The organism is Streptomyces sp. PA03-6a (genome assembly GCF_033792765.1).
Lineage (GTDB): Bacteria > Actinomycetota > Actinomycetes > Streptomycetales > Streptomycetaceae > Actinacidiphila.
On record NZ_JARAVK010000038.1, the window covers coordinates 34,047 to 49,377 of the forward strand.

At 69.8% G+C, this 15,331-nt stretch carries 16 protein-coding genes and 1 pseudogene; 5 read left to right on the top strand and 12 right to left on the bottom strand.

Going from position 1 to position 15,331, the window contains the following annotated elements; genetic code table 11:
* Positions 1-19 precede the first annotated feature (19 nt).
* Both thiM and thiE read left to right on the top strand, forming a co-directional pair.
* Positions 20-829, top strand: coding sequence for a hydroxyethylthiazole kinase (thiM, locus tag PV350_RS12355; RefSeq protein ID WP_499516352.1), 810 nt, complete (start codon positions 20-22; stop codon positions 827-829).
* Positions 826-1,515: a thiamine phosphate synthase gene (gene thiE, locus PV350_RS12360; RefSeq protein ID WP_500333721.1), complete on the top strand. Its 690-nt coding sequence runs from the start codon at positions 826-828 to the stop codon at positions 1,513-1,515. Before thiM ends, thiE begins: the two co-directional genes overlap by 4 nt.
* Positions 1,516-1,799: 284 nt before the next feature.
* On the opposite strand, the gene PV350_RS12365 is transcribed toward thiE, so the two are convergent.
* The 6 genes and pseudogenes from PV350_RS12365 to PV350_RS12390 all read right to left on the bottom strand — a co-directional run bounded on the left by PV350_RS12365 (position 1,800) and on the right by PV350_RS12390 (position 6,935).
* Entirely contained in the window at positions 1,800-1,961 is a 162-nt protein-coding gene (locus tag PV350_RS12365; RefSeq protein ID WP_500333723.1) for a hypothetical protein, read from the bottom strand.
* Between the two features lie 454 nt (positions 1,962-2,415).
* The gene (locus PV350_RS12370; protein WP_500333725.1) at positions 2,416-3,516 is read right to left on the bottom strand and encodes a Gfo/Idh/MocA family protein; all 1,101 of its coding nucleotides are present in this window, start codon (positions 3,514-3,516) and stop codon (positions 2,416-2,418) included.
* A gap of 65 nt (positions 3,517-3,581) precedes the next feature.
* Positions 3,582-4,190: a nuclear transport factor 2 family protein gene (locus PV350_RS12375; protein ID WP_500333727.1), complete on the bottom strand. Its 609-nt coding sequence runs from the start codon at positions 4,188-4,190 to the stop codon at positions 3,582-3,584.
* Between the two features lie 688 nt (positions 4,191-4,878).
* A complete protein-coding gene (locus tag PV350_RS12380; RefSeq protein ID WP_500333729.1) occupies positions 4,879-5,265 on the bottom strand; it encodes a winged helix-turn-helix transcriptional regulator in 387 nt (128 codons plus the stop codon).
* Between the two features lie 259 nt (positions 5,266-5,524).
* Positions 5,525-5,827: pseudogene (locus PV350_RS12385) on the bottom strand (LLM class flavin-dependent oxidoreductase); the annotation flags it as partial.
* Positions 5,828-6,047: 220 nt separating this feature from the next.
* Positions 6,048-6,935, bottom strand: a complete 888-nt coding sequence (locus PV350_RS12390) for a helix-turn-helix transcriptional regulator (RefSeq protein ID WP_500333731.1) — start codon at positions 6,933-6,935, stop codon at positions 6,048-6,050.
* A gap of 132 nt (positions 6,936-7,067) precedes the next feature.
* Between PV350_RS12390 and PV350_RS12395 the strand changes: the two genes are divergently transcribed.
* From PV350_RS12395 to PV350_RS12405, 3 genes are read left to right on the top strand one after another with little or no spacing between them, the layout of a single operon-like run.
* Positions 7,068-7,991 (top strand): SDR family NAD(P)-dependent oxidoreductase, encoded by a 924-nt coding sequence (locus PV350_RS12395; RefSeq protein ID WP_500333733.1) that lies wholly within the window; start codon positions 7,068-7,070, stop codon positions 7,989-7,991.
* Positions 7,992-8,041: 50 nt separating this feature from the next.
* A complete protein-coding gene (locus tag PV350_RS12400; RefSeq protein WP_500333735.1) occupies positions 8,042-8,923 on the top strand; it encodes an NAD(P)-dependent oxidoreductase in 882 nt (293 codons plus the stop codon).
* Positions 8,913-9,452, top strand: coding sequence for an alcohol dehydrogenase catalytic domain-containing protein (locus tag PV350_RS12405; RefSeq protein WP_500333737.1), 540 nt, complete (start codon positions 8,913-8,915; stop codon positions 9,450-9,452). The genes PV350_RS12400 and PV350_RS12405 overlap by 11 nt, the downstream gene beginning before the upstream one ends.
* Positions 9,453-9,503: 51 nt before the next feature.
* On the opposite strand, the gene PV350_RS12410 is transcribed toward PV350_RS12405, so the two are convergent.
* From PV350_RS12410 to PV350_RS12435, 6 genes are all read right to left on the bottom strand, one after another.
* Complete coding sequence (locus tag PV350_RS12410; protein WP_500333738.1) at positions 9,504-10,463, bottom strand: NADP-dependent oxidoreductase; 960 nt, start codon at positions 10,461-10,463, stop codon at positions 9,504-9,506.
* Positions 10,464-10,926: 463 nt separating this feature from the next.
* Complete coding sequence (locus tag PV350_RS12415) at positions 10,927-11,589, bottom strand: 3-oxoacid CoA-transferase subunit B (RefSeq protein WP_500333740.1); 663 nt, start codon at positions 11,587-11,589, stop codon at positions 10,927-10,929.
* Entirely contained in the window at positions 11,589-12,401 is an 813-nt protein-coding gene (locus PV350_RS12420; RefSeq protein ID WP_500333742.1) for a CoA transferase subunit A, read from the bottom strand. The genes PV350_RS12415 and PV350_RS12420 overlap by 1 nt, the downstream gene beginning before the upstream one ends.
* A 110-nt stretch (positions 12,402-12,511) precedes the next feature.
* Complete coding sequence (locus PV350_RS12425; protein ID WP_500333744.1) at positions 12,512-13,372, bottom strand: fumarylacetoacetate hydrolase family protein; 861 nt, start codon at positions 13,370-13,372, stop codon at positions 12,512-12,514.
* The gene (locus tag PV350_RS12430) at positions 13,369-13,833 is read right to left on the bottom strand and encodes a nuclear transport factor 2 family protein (protein WP_500333746.1); all 465 of its coding nucleotides are present in this window, start codon (positions 13,831-13,833) and stop codon (positions 13,369-13,371) included. The genes PV350_RS12425 and PV350_RS12430 overlap by 4 nt, the downstream gene beginning before the upstream one ends.
* A gap of 173 nt (positions 13,834-14,006) precedes the next feature.
* Positions 14,007-15,137, bottom strand: a complete 1,131-nt coding sequence (locus PV350_RS12435; RefSeq protein WP_500333748.1) for an NAD(P)/FAD-dependent oxidoreductase — start codon at positions 15,135-15,137, stop codon at positions 14,007-14,009.
* Positions 15,138-15,331: the final 194 nt, after the last annotated feature.

A 15,331-nucleotide genomic window follows, 5' to 3' on the forward strand; every position in this document is an offset into this window, starting at 1 on the left:
CCCCAAGGAGCGACACCGCATGTCCCCGACGTCCGCCGACCACACCGCCTTCGCCGCGGAGGCGCTCACGCGCCTACGGGCCCACTCCCCGCTGGTCCAGTGCCTGACCAACTCGGTGGTGACGGGGTTCACCGCCAACGTCCTGCTGGCGCTGGGCGCCTCGCCCGCCATGGTCGACATCCCGGGGGAGGCCGGACCGTTCGCCCAGGTCGCCTCGGGGGTCCTGGTCAACCTCGGCACCCCGCACGCCGAGCAGCGCTCCGCCATGGTCGAGGCCGCGCAGGCGGCTGCCCCGGCCGGCACCCCGTGGGTGCTCGACCCGGTGGCGGTCGGCGCGCTGCCCGTGCGCACCGCGCTGGCGCACCGGCTCCTCGAGCTGCGGCCGACGGTCGTACGGGGCAACGCCTCGGAGATCATCGCGCTGGCGGGAGCGGGCGGCGGCGGCCGCGGAGTGGATTCCTCCGACGGCGTCGAGGCGGCGGAGGAAACGGCACAGCGCCTGGCCGGCGCGACCGGCGGCGTGGTCGCCGTCTCCGGACCCGTGGACTTCATCACCGACGGGGTGCGTACGGCCCGCATCGCCAACGGTGACGCGCTGCTCACCCGGGTGACGGGCGGGGGCTGCGCGCTGGGCGCCGTGATGGCCGCCTACGCGGCGGTCGACGAGGACCCGTTCGCCTCGACGGTGGCGGCCGTGACCGCCTACACGGTCGCCGCCGAACTGGCCGCGAAGAAGGCCGCCGGGCCCGGCAGTTTCGCCGTGGAGTTCCTGGACGCGCTCGCCGCGCTGCGGGAGTCCGACATCGCCGAGCGGGCGGCCGTTTCGTGACGGCGACGCCGGTCGATCTGTCGGTCTACCTGGTCACGGACGCGGCCCAGTGCAGCGCCAGGGGCCGCAGCGTGGCCGAGACCGTCGCCCAGGCGGTGGCGGGCGGCGTCACCGCGGTGCAGATCCGTGAGAAGCACGCCGACGGCGGTGCATTCCTGCGCACGGTCACGGAGGTGGCCGCGGTCCTCCCGGAGCACGTGGCGTTGATCGTCAACGACCGGGTGGACGTGTTCCTGGCCGCCCGCGCCGGGGGCATCCGCGTGTCGGGCGTCCACGTCGGACAGTCCGACCTGCCCCCGGCCGCCGTCCGCGAACTGATCGGACCGCACGCGGTCCTGGGCCTCAGCGCCGCCACCCCCGAGGAACTGCGTGCCGCCGCCCAGGATTCCGCGGGCGTCCACCACGTCGGCATCGGCGCGCTGCACGCGACCCGGACCAAGGCGGACGCCCCGCCTTCGCTCGGCCTTGACGGCTTCGCCCGCCTCGCCCGGCTCAGCGCACTGCCCACCGTGGCCATCGGCGGCGTGAACCCTGCCGACCTTCCACGACTGCGGGAGGCCGGAGCCGCGGGCGCGGCCGTCGTGTCCGGCATCTGCGCCGCCGAGGACCCCCGTGCCGCGGCCCGCGCGTACACCCTCGCTTGGGGCCGTGTGCCGACCCGGAGCCGGGAGAGGCACCTCGCCTGACGGTGCGAATCCGCAGGCCAGTTGATCGCTCGGCTTAGCGCAGGACCGACGAGGAGATCGGCTCGGTGAACGGTCCGTATCGGGCACGATTCCAGCGCCGTGCCTACACCGGCCAATCCAAAATCAATTGCTCCCGTCGATCCCCATAAACCAACTGAGTATCGTGATCGGCCCGCAGCTTCGGTAGAGCTTCCGCCTCTACCCCAGTGCCGGGTCGGCGTGCTGCGTTGGCGCGGGCATGGAGCCGGCCCCACCGGCATCACTGCGGCGGTCGACGTGCCCGGCTACACCCGGAGCTCGGCCCTGGAGTTCGACAGAATCACCGCCGGGATCATCTCCCGCGCGAACGCCTTGAAGGGCACGGAGGTCGCGCTGCGCGCGGCCGACCAGCGGCGCCTGCCGCAGCAGAGCCCGCCGGGGACGCCGCGGGACGTGGTGCTGTGCATACGTGTCTTCTCCGTCGTGGTCGTTGCATGGCTCTCGAGAAGTGACGCCGCCGTCGGGAGGCATTCGGTTTGCCGCCTCTCGCCTCGGCCCCGGCACGGGACCTGCCGGCGCCTCGAGCTGAGGGCTGGCTCGACTCAGTGAGTCGGGAGGTCCCGAGTCGGAATGTCGCCAACGGTGCCGACACAATCTTCGTCCGCCAATCGGATGGTAAGTGGCTAATCCCTGGTTAGTGACGTTGGCGTGTCCCCGCGTGCCATGGCAGTCGGCTCCTGGCAGGGTGCGTCATCCCAGGCGGGGGGCATCGGCGCCGGCGCGGGCGAACCCGCCCCACACTCTTGGCGCCCAGCCTGGTGATGCTGTGGAGCCGGCGCCGATGCAATAGCGATCGTTCGTTAAAGTTTTGCCTCAGAGCTGTCCGTACCCCAAGGGAGGGAAAGGGCGTACCTCGCGAGGTCAGCCGAGGGTCTGCGCGGTCTGCTGCCGGGACGAGTTGCCAATGGCGTCCATCAGCTCGTGGCGTGTGTGGGCGTAGGTGAAGTCCGGGACCGTGTGGGTGCCTTCGCGGAGGTCCCGTCCCAGATGGGTGTAGAGCGCGGCGACGTTCCTGGCGGGGCCGACGAGGCTGTCGGGGATACCGGCGGAGTACTCGGCGGGCACGTCGAGCTTGGCCACGGTGGCATCTTCGCCGAAGCCGGCCTGGAGGGTGAGGTCGGTGACCTGGATGTTGCCCCAGGGAGCGGTCAGGACGATGTCGCCGTCGGTGCCGTTGATCTCCCAGCGGAAGTTGTCTCCGCGAGAGGCGCCGCCGCGGTAGAAGACCGAGGCCGCGGCGCCGTTCTCCAGGGTGCCGATGACCGAGATCTGGTCCGGGGCGGTCACCGGGACGATGGTGTTGCCGTCATCGGTCACGGTCACCTCCGTGCGGCCTCGCACGAGGTTGGCCGACAGGTGGTCGAATTCTCCGAGGGTGACGTTGAGTGCGTCGATGGCGTGCAGGGCGGCGCCGGACAGGGGGGTGGCGCCCTGGGTCTCGTCGTACCAGTAAGTGTGGGCCTTGGTGGTCTGCCCGTTCCAGACCATGCCGGAGGCGACGAGGGAGGTGCCGATGACCCGGCCGATCCTGCCGTCCTGGATCAGATCGCGCACGTAGCGCAGTTCGGGGTGGAAGCGCCCCTGCAGGCCGATGGCGGTGTGCACCCCGGCGGCCTCGGCGCGCCGGGTGAGCTCGGTGGCCTCCGCCAGGTTCAGAGCCAGCGGCCACTCGCTGTAGACGGTCTTGCCGGCGTCGATCGCGGCGGAGATGAGTTCCCGGTGGTGGGGGACCTTGACCGCCACCACGGCGACGTCTATTCCAGGGTGGGCCAGGAGGTCGGCGTGGTTGTCGTAGGCCGCCTCGATGCCGAACTCCCGCATGGCCGCCTCTGCGGACTCGCGGCGGGAGGTGCTGACGGCGCGCAGTGTGAAGTCCGGCAGTGCCTTGAGGGCGGGGATGTGGCTGATGGAGGCCCAGCCGCCCGGGCTGCCGCCGATGATGCCGACACCGATGGTGCTCATGTTGTACTCCTGTGAGACGGGCTGTGAGACGGGCCCTGTGCGGGCCGAGGGGGAAGTGGTTGGTGCTACTTCTTCGCTGCGGTGGACGGCGTCCAGTTGGGGACGGTGTCCACCCGGAACCGGGACAGCACGGTGCTGGCGATGTACCAGCGGCCGTGGATCCGCTGATAAGTGTCGCGGTACTCGCCGTAGCCGTGGAAGCCGTTCTTGTAGCTGGATCCGGCCGGGAAGCTCACGTAGTCCTCCATCGCCCAGATCGCCGTGGCGCGGTTTCCGTGCACCTGGATCTCGGGCAGGAAGCCCTGGTGGGCGGTGGGGGCGTTCCCCAGGAGCGCTGCCGTCTTCTCGGCGAGCTCCTTGCCGCTGCTGTACTTCGCGCCCACGTCGATGGTGGGGTGGGCGGTGAAGAGAGCGGCCAGCTTGGACCACTGCTTGCTGTCGAGGTAGCGGAAGTAGCGCGCCTTCACCTGGCGGATGTCCTCGATGTCGGCGAGCCGCTGCACAGTGGCCGCGTTGTGTGCCGCAGCGGACTGCGCCGGGTACGTGGCGGATGCGGGCTGGGAGGCCCAGGCGGCCGCGCCCGCGCCCCCGCCGGCCAGCAGTGCGGCCACGGCGGCTGCGCCGACCACACGCGAACGCCATGCGGAGGGCGTGCGGGATTCCTGCTTGCTCATGCTGTGTCCTTTCGGCGCCGCATCCGTGCGCGGGCGACGGTCGTTGAGTTCCGGGCCTGTGGGCTACCGACTTGGCGCTCACCGAGGAAGCGCCGCACTACCGGTCGGTCGCGACCCGGTCACGTCAGCCAGTGAACCCTATGTGGAACGATGCGTCAAAAAAATCGTCCGAATTTCCTGCCTCAGATGGGGGAATATTTGTAGCGATCGTTCGAGATGGGGCACGGCTCTTACGCGATCGTCGGCGATAGAGCTGATGAACCTGTCGCCTCGACGCCACCCACGCGGGTCGCTGACGCAGTGAGTCGACCGCCCAACCGGCCGGCCGGCGACTCGATAGGGGGTCCGGACGCCCGGTCGGCCCTCGCGTGCCGATGCGGGTGTCGTGTCGCCGGCCGTGACGGTACCCGCGGGGCTCTCGCCGGGTGCACGGCCGTCGGTCTGCCCGATGCGGGGTATCGGGAGGGAGGCCGCGGAGGCGGCGAGAGCGGCGAGAGCGAGCGTGGCGAACGCCCAGGTGCAGCCGCTTTCCGCGGGCAGCACGCTGGGGGGCGTGTGCCCGGTGATGATGTTGCCCACGATGGCGGTGCCGAAAGCCCCGCCAATGGTTTACACGGAGGGAAAACGACGGCTGCGGGTGTCTCCGCCACCGTTGGCGGCAGTGCGCACGTGCCGCTGCCCCAAGCGGTCAGCCGGGGCGGTGGACGGGTGATTGTGCCGCGCCCGCCCGGACGGAGCGGTGGGCCATCCACTGGGCCAGGGGTTGGAGTGCGTTCAGCAGTGATTGGCCGTCCGGGGTCAGGCTGTAACGGATCTGCACGGGCGTGGTCGGCATCACCGTGCGCTCGATCAGTCCCTCGGCGGCCAGCTCCTTCAGGCGCTGCGTCAGTAGGCGGTCGGAAATACCACCGACCATCGCTCGGAACTCCCCGTGGCGCCGGGCCCCATGTGCGGCGGCCGCCAGAATTCCTCCTGTCCAACGTCGCCCGACAAGCTCCAGCGCGCCCAGCAGATTCGGACAGGTGCTGTCGTCGATGGTGCGTTCCTTGCACTGCGCGGATGGTGAAGCGGGCATTCCGGAAACTCCCATTGAGGTAGGTTGCCTGCTGACGGGGACTGAGGGCCGGGCAGAGATTCAGCACACCTCCCGGCACCGGACGGCAGGGCACGTCGTTGCACGACGGTTGCCGTGTCCGAATCTCGCAGTGGCATCCGCCCTGCTGCTGCCGTTGTCAACGAGACCGGGACGAGCGCCGTTTTCGACTCCTCGGAAAGGACAACTGTGGGGCAGCGCGTTCCCTTCCCCCGATGGGTAGGCCGAGAGCGCTTGTCACTCAGCCGGGCGTCGCACATGCCGGGAGCAGCCGGACGTAGTCCCTGCGAGGCCAGCGGGTGACCACGGAGGGCATCGCACCGCTACGCCGCTTGTCCTGGAAACGCAGGGAGCCGTGCTCGCCGCTTTGCCGGGCGCCGCGGAGGATGTCGAGCGCCTCGTCGAGGGGGAAGGCGCCCGCGCCGAGTCCGAACTCGAACCGGCGCCCGGACAGGATGTCGAGGCTCGCCGCCGTCCGGGCGAGCATCGCCGGTGGTCGCAGGGGCAGGTTTGTAACGTTCGCCGAGACGTGGATGCGGCTGGTTCGTGCCGTGACCCAACGAGAGCTCCGATGGGCAGGGACGGCCGTGAGCGGAGGGTCGTCGCACGGTTACGACAGCGGTTTTCAGCCAGCTTGTCCCTGGAGGGCCGGACCGCACGCGTGTGGGGGGCACGACGCGCCTCGGCGTGCTCAGGCCGCGGAACGCCGCCGGCCGCCTAGTTCGTGCGCATTCCGGTGCGGCCGATAATGCTCCACATGTCCGTCACTGGGTGGTGTTGCCGGGGGCAGGCTGGTCGGCGGCAGCCGGTGAACTGCCGGCACGGTCGGGGGCGTGCATGCTGGCGAGCAGGCGTAGGCGTTCCTCGGAGGCGCTGCCCGGCTGCGCGTGGTAGGTGATCAGCGTCTGCCCGGCGCCCGGTATGAGCAGCTTTTCGTAGCGCAGTTCCAGCGGGCCGGCCTGGGGGTGGCGGAACATGGTGGTGCCGGTGGTCTTGTGCTTGACGTCCTGGCGGGCCCAGAGCGTACGGAAACGTTCACTGCTCAGGGTGAGCTCACCGACGATCTCGACGAGTCGCGGGTCGTGGATGTCGGCGCCGACGATGGAGCGCAGGTAGGGGACGACCCGGGCGGTCATGTCGTCCCAGTCCTGATGGAGCTCTCGCATCTCGGGTTCCAGGAACGCGGCGAGGATGCCGTTGTGGCCGGGGGCGTTGAATGGCGAGAGCGCGACGGCGAGGTCGTTGGCGGCAAGGATGTCCATGTACTTGCCGTGGACGTATGCCGGCGTGAGCGGCCAGGAGTCGATGAGGGTGCGAATGCCGGCGCTGACCTTCTCGGGCCTGCGGGGCCGCTTGCGCTGCGGACCCTTCGGTGCGGCGATCTGCAGCAGGTAGGCCGTGGCCTCCTCGTCCAGCCGCAGGGCGCGAGCTATGCTGCGCAGGACCTGCTCGGAGGGATTCTTGTCGCGGCCCTGCTCCAGGCGGTTGTAGTAGTCGGAACTGATGCCCGCGAGGAAGGCGACCTCCTCGCGCCGCAGCCCCGGGACGCGCCGGTTGCCTTGATCGGCAACGCCGGCCTCATCTGGTGAGATGAGCTCCCTGCGGGCCCGCAGGTAGCGACCCAGTGCGTTGGCGTCTTCGGTGGCTGGCATGTCTCCAGCGTACGAAGGCATTCCGGTTCCCCGGGTGGCCCTGCCGGTCCCAGTCTCAGCCCGGCCTGGTCCGCCCGGCGGCATCCGGTGCAGCCTGGCGGCACAGTCCGCGAACCAGGAGGAATGCATCGTATGTCCCAGCTCTTCACCACCTCGTTCGACCGCGACAGCACCGCCTCCGAGGTGATCGGGGGCGTCGACCTGTCCGGCAAGCGCGTGGTCGTCACGGGGGCCAATTCGGGCATCGGCGTCGAGACCGCCCGCGCTCTGGCGGCCGGGGGGGCCGAGGTCACGCTCGCGGTGCGCCGTCCCGAGGCCGGCGAGCAGGCCGCAGCGGACCTGCGCAAGGCGACCGGGAACGACGCGATCCACGTCGCCCGCCTGGATGTGTCCGACCTGGAGTCGGTACGCGCGTTCACCGCCGCCTGGCAGGGCCCGCTGCATGTCCTGATCAACAACGCCGGAATCATGATGCCGCCGGAGCTCGAGCGCGGCATCGCCGGACACGAACAGCAGTTCGCCACCAACTACCTGGGGCACTTCGCCCTGACCCTGGGGCTGCACCGCGCGCTCGCCGACGCGGACGGGGCGCGCCTGGTCTCGGTGTCCTCCGGTGGACACCTGTTCTCCCCTGTCGTCTTCGACGACATCGACTTCCGTTTCCGCCCGTACGACGCGCTCACCGCCTACGGGCAGTCCAAGACCGCGGAGGTCCTTCTGGCCGTCGAGGCGCAGCGCCGCTGGGCCGGTGAGGGCATCACGGCCAACGCCCTGCACCCGGGTGCGATCGCCACCAACCTGCAGCGGCACACAGGCGGCCTGCGGACACCCGAGCCTTACCGCAAGACGGTCGAGCAGGGCGCCGCGACCACCGTGTTCCTCGCCGCGTCGCCCCTGGTCGAAGGGGTCGGCGGCCGCTACTTCGAGGATGTCAACCAGGCACCGGTGGTAGACGCCCGTCCCACGAAGCTCGGTGTACCCGGCGTGGCCCGCTATGCGCTGGACCCGGCGAACGCCGAGCGTCTGTGGGAGCTCGCCGGCGACATCGTCCGCTGAGCGTGAGTCCAGATCCCATGTCTCACCCGCTCAAACGAAAGAACTCCGCAATGAAGGTGACAATCGAGAAGATCGGCTTCATCGGTCTCGGTGACCAGGGCGGCCCCATGGCGGAAGCCATCGGTGAGCACGGCTTCGAGCTGCACGTATGGGCCCGGCGCCCCGCCTCGCTGTCCGCGGTGGAGAAGGTCCCGCACACGGTTCACGGCACCGTGGCCGCACTCGGGGCGTCCGTCCAGATGATCGAGTTGTGCCTGCGCGACGACGCCGACCTCTGGGACGTTCTGGATGGCCAGGGCCTGCTGGCCGCTGTCGCTCCCGGGACGATCATCGTCAACCACGGCACCGGCGACCCCACCGAGGCCGTACGCATCGCCGAACACGTCGCCCGGGCCGGAGGGGTCTACCTCGACGCACCCGTCAGCGGCGGCAGCCCCGGCGCCCGCGCCCGCACGCTGACCACCTTCACCGGCGGGTCGCGGGGCGCCTTCGAGGCGGCTCGGCCGGTGCTCGCCACCTTCAGTGACACAGTCAAGCTGATGGGGCCGGTCGGCGCGGGCCAGTTCACCAAGCTGTTCAACAACGCGCTGACCATCACCAACATGAAGAACGCCGAGGACGTCCTCGGTCTGGCCGCCCAGGTCGGTCTGGACATTCCGGCCCTCATCGACGTGGTCTCCGCCAGCAGTGGCGCCAGTGCGGCGCTCCGCGCCCTCGGCGGAGACATCACGCCGGAACTGGCCGAACACGTCCACACTCTCATGCACAAGGACATGCACCACTTCGCCGACGCCGTGCGCGCAGGTGGTGGTGACCCCTCGGAGGTGCTGGCACGCGGCCTCGCCGGCGCCGCGGGCCTGGTCGAAGCGGCCCGCATGGTGGCCCGTACCCGGGAGAAGGCCACAGCGCAGGGGGTGACCGGTGACCGCTGAGATCCCGGCGACCAGCCGCGCGGCCGCACTGACCGCCACCGGCGAAGCACTGCAGGTACTGGACGTGGAGATCCCCGCGGCCATCGAGCGGGACGCGCTGCCGGTCCGCATGACCGCCGCGATCCTGTGCGGCACCGACGTACACGTCGCAGACGGCTCCGCGGGTGATGTCGGCGGCGCACTTCCCCTGGTCCTCGGGCATGAGATGGTGGGCCGGATCGCGGCCTTCGGCGACGGTCCGCGAACCGACTCGCTCGGCCCACCCCTCGCGGAGCGCGATCGGATCGTCTGGACCCACGGCATGTGCGGCCGCTGCCGCGCCTGCGTCATCGACGGCGAGCCGAGCCCGTGCGAGAACCGGCGCCGTTACATGACCGAGAGCGCTCACACCTACCCGTTCGTGCACGGCCGCTTCTCCGCATACGGGTACGTGTACCCGTATGCGGGCAGGGTCCGCGTCCCGGACGATGTCCCGGACGCGGTGCGCAGGCGGGAACAGAGGATCCCACGCGGTCCCGTCGCAAAGTGACGCACACGCCTTGGTTCCCCTGAGACCGCCGCGAACGCAGAGGGGGGCGGTTCAGAACTCCAGGACGAGGCGACCGCGTACGCCGCCGGCCTCCAACAGACGGTGGGCCTCGGAGGCCTGTTCGGGAAGGAAGGTACGAGCCACGCGCAGGGTCAGCTTTCCAGCTTCGGTCTGTTCACGCAGGTCATCGAGCCGGCTGCGGTCGCCCAGGTACTCCGGGACGAAGGCCATGCGCACCCGCAGAGACCGCCGCCGCATCTCGTTGGGGCTGAGGGCGCAGGTTCCTTCGCCGAGCACGGTGACGATGACGCCGCCGTCATGGACCGCCGGGGCCACCGCCGCCGAACCGATGACTGCCGCGTCGATCAGGCCTGCCACTCCCGCCGGCACGGCCCGCAGGATGTGCTGAGCAACATCGGGCCCCCGGGGTACGACGATGTCGGCGCCGAACGAGCGCACGAGCTCCTCATCGGCTGGCGAGGCGTCCGCGACCACGGTGAGTCCGCCCGCTTTGGCCATCTGGGTCACATAGCCGCCGACGGCTCCCGCTGCGCCGGTGACCGCGAGCGTCTGCCCCGGTGAGAGCCCGGTCAGGTCGAGAGCGAGCCGCGCGGTCAGCCCGTTCATGGGCAGGGTGGCCGCCTCGGCATGGGTCGTGCCCCGCGGCGCGCGGGCGACCTGCTCCGCGGGCAGGACGACGTATTGCGCGTAGGCGCCGCCCAGGGCACTGGTCGGGTCGGCCATGGCCATGACCCGGTCCCCCAGGCGCAGATCGGTCTTTGTACCGGTGCCGATCTCGTCCAGCACCCCGGCTGCTTCCATGCCGGGGACATACGGGGGTGCGGGGGATGTGGGGCCCAGCGCCCCGATACGCAGGTAGCGGTCACCGGGGTTCACCGTGGCGGCGTGGACCCGGATGCGTACCTGCCCGGGACCGGCATGAGGCTCGTGCACCTCGAAGACGCGCAGGGCCTCCGGCCCTCCGAATCGGGATACTCCCACTGTTTTCATTTTTCCTCTTCATACGGGCCGAAGTTGCGTGTGCGTAGCGGGGAGGTGCCGCGCCCGGCCGGGGCGTCCGGCCGGGTCAGCCGCGCACGACTCCTCCTTGTCGATGTCTCTGACGCATCCCACGGGGTGGAGCACACGTCCCATTTGAACGAACGATACAGATAATACTTGGTCGGACGATACGGATTCGCGCGTCGCGAGCGATCTGCTCGGCGAACGGACCTGCGGTGTCCATGATCATTCAGCCTTGATCTTTCATGGCTCGCGGCGCCGCATCACCCGCACCTGTTCCCCTGTCCGTCCTCGACTCGCCACAGTGGGACAGGGCACGTCGGCCACTCAGGCCCTCCACACCAGCGTGCGCCTCGCCCGACAGGCGGAAGCCCGCGGTTGCCAGCGGAAACTCGATTTCGGGCACGCGCGGGCCTCTGCGGCCGACAGCTGACGGGCACCTCGATGTCGGTCACCGCAGTGGGTCAGCAACGGAGAACGGCGGCTCGGTAGCCGCGCGCACCGTGTCGACAGTGGCGCCGTGGCCGAGTTCCACCAGATGCAGGCCGTCGGCCGTCACGTCGAAGACCGCCAGCTCGGTGATGATCCGGTCGACGACACCGCGGCCGGTGAGCGGCAGGGTGCATTCCTGAACGATCTTCGGGGAGCCGTCGCGGGCAGTGTGTTCCATGACCACGACAACCCTGCGGGCGCCGTGGACGAGATCCATGGCGCCGCCCATGCCTTTGACGATTTTCCCGGGAACCGTCCAGTTGGCCAGGTCTCCGCCGGCGGACACCTGCATGGCGCCGAGGATCGTCGTGTCGATGCGGCCGGAACGGACCATGCCGAAGGACGCCGCCGAGTCGAAGTAGGCGGCGCCGGGCAGGACGGTGACGGTTTCCTTCCCGGCATTGATCAGGTCCGGGTCCACCTCCTCCTCGTATGGGTAGGGGCCGACGCCGAGGATTCCGTTCTCGGCGTGCAGCACTACGTGCACGCCGGGGGGAAGGTGATTGGGGATCAGGGTGGGCAGGCCGATGCCGAGGTTCACGTACTGGCCATCGGTCAGTTCCCTGGCCGCACGTGCGGCCAGCGCGTCGCGCAGTTCGCCGCTGTGGGTCCTGGTCGTCATCACTGTTCCTCCTGCGTCGTGTTTGTGGCGGGTGTGGCGTGTCGAGGGCCGAGTCGGACGTCGCCCGGCTCGCGCACTGTGCGGCGCTCGATGCGCTTGTCCGCGACGTCGGCGGCCACCACGCGGTCGACGTAGATGCCCGGCAGGTGGATGGCGTCGGGCGGAATCTCACCGGGCTCGACGATCCGGTCGGCCTCCACCACGGTCGTCCGGCCGGCCATGGCGCACAGTGGATTGAAGTTGCGGGCGGCGGCGTGGAAGACGAGGTTGCCATGCCGGTCCGCGACCGCCGCCCGGACGAGCGCGAAGTCGGTGGTGATGGCCTCTTCCAGCAGGTACCGGCGGCCGCCGAACTCTCGCACCTCCTTGGGCGGGGAGGCGACCGCCGTGCTGCCGTCCGGCGCGTAACGCCAGGGCAGTCCGCCCGCTTCCACGAGGGTTCCTGCGCCGGCAGGGGTGTAGAAGGCCGGGATGCCCGTGCCGCCGGCGCGCAGCCGTTCGGCGAGGGTGCCCTGGGGCACCAGCTCTACCTCGAGCACGCCTTCCAGGTACTGGCGGGCGAACTCCTTGTTCTCGCCGACGTAGGACGAGGTCATGCGGGCGATGCGGCCGGCCCGCAGCAGAAGTCCCAGGCCGCCGTCGTCGACACCGCAGTTGTTGGACACCACGGCCAAACGGGAAGTACCTGCGGCGACGAGAGCCGAGATAAGGGTGGAGGGGATGCCCGAGAGCCCGAAGCCGCCGACCGCGAGGGTGGCGCCACCAGGGATGTCGGCCACCGCGTCGTGTGCCGAGCCGACCACCTTGTCCATCTGACTTTCCTTCACTTCGAATTGGGCGCACGCGCGGGATCACACGCCGTGTTGGCCATGGCTGGAGCGCGTCTGCTGCCCGGGCACATGGCCGGCGGCAGACGTACTGTCTAGTTGGGGGCCGTGGGAGCCATGCGCACGGGGTTGCGGAGCCGGCCCAGCCCCTCGATCTCCACGGTGACCACGTCACCGGAGCGCAGGTATCCGCCGCTCGCCAGGGCGACGCCGCCGGGCGTCCCGGTCAGCACCACGTCGCCGGGCAGCAGGGGCGTCGTGGCCGAGACGTGGGAGATGATTTCCGGAACAGAGAAGATCATCTCGCTGGTACGGGAGTCCTGGCGCACCTCGCCGTTGACATACGTGCGGATCGCCAGGTCCAGGTCGGTCCCGGTCTCGTCCACGGTGACCACTGCCGGACCCATGGGCTTGAAGTGTGGGAAGGACTTCCCCCTCCGAACTCCGTCGATGTCGGTGACGACGCCGTTGGTCATCGCCGCCAACTGCACGTCACGAGCGGAGACGTCGTTGACCGCGATCAGCCCCGCGACGTGGTCCCACGCCCGTCCCACCGGGATGTCCCGTCCCGGCCGGCTGATCACCACGGCGAGTTCTGCCTCGTAGTCGACCTGCGAGGGGGCCTCGGCGGGCAGCCAGATGGGGTCGTGCGGCCCGGTCGCGCTCATGCCCGTCACAGTGATGAACGCCGGGGCGTTGGGGGTCGGCATGCCGGCCTCCGCCACGTGATCGCGGTAGTTGGCACCGGCGATCACCACCGTGCCCGGAACCGCCACCGGTGACAGGAGCACCGCGTCTTGGAACGGTATTCTGCTGCGGACACGGGCGCATCGGGCCCGTTCGATGCCGTCCGACAGCAGATCGGCGACATCGACGTGGGGGAGGTCCAGTAGGGCGAGTTCATCGCCCTCGCCACGGGCCAGCCCCTCGGGTGTGCGGTACAGGCGCATCATCATTCACCTCCCGCAACGATGTCGACGACTCGCCGGGCGATACGCCAGCGGCCGTCGTCGCCCTTCACGAACCGGTCCGTGAGCAGCGTCACCGCACGGGGCACCGGAGCAGTGCCCGCCCGCTGGTTGGCCTGCCGGTACAGATGCAGGTACGTCTGGACCTCCGCCTCAGCCGGCGACAGCAGGTGGAAGGAGGAGGCGGCCGGGACGTGGACGCCCTGCTTACCGCTGTCCTCCTGCCGGGCCCGCATGGCAGCGGCCAGCCCGGCTCCCGAGAAGGACGACGAGCCCACCACCAGTTCGCCGTCCGAGGTGAAGAGTTCCACAGCGCGCGCGGCCTCGCCGCCGTCGACCCGTCGGAAGAACGCGTCGATCACGTCCAGGCAGGCCACCCGGGCCTGCAAGGCCGCCAGGTCGGGTTCGGTACCAGGCTGCCGCTCCGCAGCGGTGGTTGGTTCAGCCATCACTGAGCCTCGTATTCGGGTAAAGGGGGGTGTGCGTCATTCAGTGAGCCTGGTCAGTGGCCACTTAGGAGGGTGACGTCCCGGGTGCGGCTGACACGCCCCGCCATCTGCCGCGTGGGGGTGCCACCCTCCTGAATGCCGGCTCACCGGATGGGTGACCGTTCCGAATGGGCTCAGTGACCGAGGGTCCAGGCGCCCTCGGTCAGGCCGAGCTTGTCCGTGTACATGTCCACGAGCAGGTGGTCGCCCTTGAGTTGCGCCACCGAGGCATCGTCGAGCAGATCCTCCTGGTGGACCAGCCAGCCGGTTCCCTTGCCGGGACCGAAGGGCACGACGAGGTGCGGGAAGGGGTCCGCGAACACGGCGTCCTCGCCCTCCTCCTCACCGACGATGTGCCGCCGGATGTTCTTTGCGGCCACCTCCGCCTGAATGTCGGCGAGGAACGCGGTCGGCAGGCCGAGATCGGCGATGTCGCCCACCGCGTACACGGTCTCGTGCCCCTCGACCCGCATGTCGTCGCCCACCCGCACGGTCCCCGAGGTGTTTCGCGCCCCGGTCAGGCTCCCGGCGAGATAATCGGAGGGCACCGCCCCGCCGAAACAGCGCAGCCACAGGTCCGCCTCGATCGTTCGGCCCGTGGTGGTCTGCGCCGTGAACGGCGCCACCACTCCGGCCGGCGCCTCGGGCAGTTCCGTCAAGCCCTCGTCCAGGCGCAGGTCCACTCCGGCCTCGGTGATCATCTTCCGCAGTGCCGTCCGCAGCTTTTCCGGGTAGTCGCCGCCGAGCACGTCCGAGGAAGGATCGAGAAGAGTGACCTTCTTGCCCGGCCACTGCGCGAGGATCTCACCGACCATCTCGATACCAACAGCACCCGCACCCAGGATCACGGCGTGGTCCGCCCGCTCCAGCTCCTTGGCGGTCCTGGCGTAGTTGTCCTTGGACCTTTCGCTGCTCTCCTCCCCGTCCTTGGCCGGGAAGGGGTACCGCGATCCGGTGGCCAGCACCAGGAAGTCCGGACGCAGGACCTGACCCGAAGCCAGCTCGACGTGGCCGGGCTCGACCCGTGCGGCCCGCTCGTGCACCACCTTGCCCCGGGTGAGCAGGCGTTCGTAGGACATGAAGATGTTGTGCGCCCAGTCCGGCTGCACCGTCGCGCGCAGTGCACCGATGTTGTGGCGGAAGGAGTCGCGCGGCTCGACAAGGATGACGTCGGCGATGTCGTCCAGCTCCCGGGCCGCACGGGTGCCGGCATAGCCGCCTCCGATCACAACGACACTGGGGCGGTTTTCGGATTCCTGGGGCATGAGTTGCTTCTCCAATTCGGGCATTGCGAGTAGGAGTTGGTTTCCTCGCTGCGGCGGCGGGCACGACCGAGAGCCACCGCGTGATGTCGCGTTGCACAGCTCCACGAGCCGCGGCGACAGTCGTCGACACACGACTTTCCGCTGGGACCATCGGTGACAGGGGAGGGGGAGGGGGAGGCTGGTGCCCCTTTAAA

Bases quoted from the DNA above. Each gene is read 5' to 3' on its own strand.
- thiM (WP_499516352.1), top strand. From the start codon at position 20: ATGTCCCCGACGTCCGCCGACCACACCGCCTTCGCCGCGGAGGCGCTC.
- PV350_RS12365 (WP_500333723.1), bottom strand. From the start codon at position 1,961: ATGCACAGCACCACGTCCCGCGGCGTCCCCGGCGGGCTCTGCTGCGGC.
- PV350_RS12370 (WP_500333725.1), bottom strand. From the start codon at position 3,516: ATGAGCACCATCGGTGTCGGCATCATCGGCGGCAGCCCGGGCGGCTGG.
- PV350_RS12375 (WP_500333727.1), bottom strand. From the start codon at position 4,190: ATGAGCAAGCAGGAATCCCGCACGCCCTCCGCATGGCGTTCGCGTGTG.
- PV350_RS12380 (WP_500333729.1), bottom strand. From the start codon at position 5,265: ATGCCCGCTTCACCATCCGCGCAGTGCAAGGAACGCACCATCGACGAC.
- PV350_RS12390 (WP_500333731.1), bottom strand. From the start codon at position 6,935: ATGCCAGCCACCGAAGACGCCAACGCACTGGGTCGCTACCTGCGGGCC.
- PV350_RS12395 (WP_500333733.1), top strand. From the start codon at position 7,068: ATGTCCCAGCTCTTCACCACCTCGTTCGACCGCGACAGCACCGCCTCC.
- PV350_RS12400 (WP_500333735.1), top strand. From the start codon at position 8,042: ATGAAGGTGACAATCGAGAAGATCGGCTTCATCGGTCTCGGTGACCAG.
- PV350_RS12410 (WP_500333738.1), bottom strand. From the start codon at position 10,463: ATGAAAACAGTGGGAGTATCCCGATTCGGAGGGCCGGAGGCCCTGCGC.
- PV350_RS12415 (WP_500333740.1), bottom strand. From the start codon at position 11,589: ATGACGACCAGGACCCACAGCGGCGAACTGCGCGACGCGCTGGCCGCA.
- PV350_RS12420 (WP_500333742.1), bottom strand. From the start codon at position 12,401: ATGGACAAGGTGGTCGGCTCGGCACACGACGCGGTGGCCGACATCCCT.
- PV350_RS12425 (WP_500333744.1), bottom strand. From the start codon at position 13,372: ATGATGATGCGCCTGTACCGCACACCCGAGGGGCTGGCCCGTGGCGAG.
- PV350_RS12430 (WP_500333746.1), bottom strand. From the start codon at position 13,833: ATGGCTGAACCAACCACCGCTGCGGAGCGGCAGCCTGGTACCGAACCC.
- PV350_RS12435 (WP_500333748.1), bottom strand. From the start codon at position 15,137: ATGCCCCAGGAATCCGAAAACCGCCCCAGTGTCGTTGTGATCGGAGGC.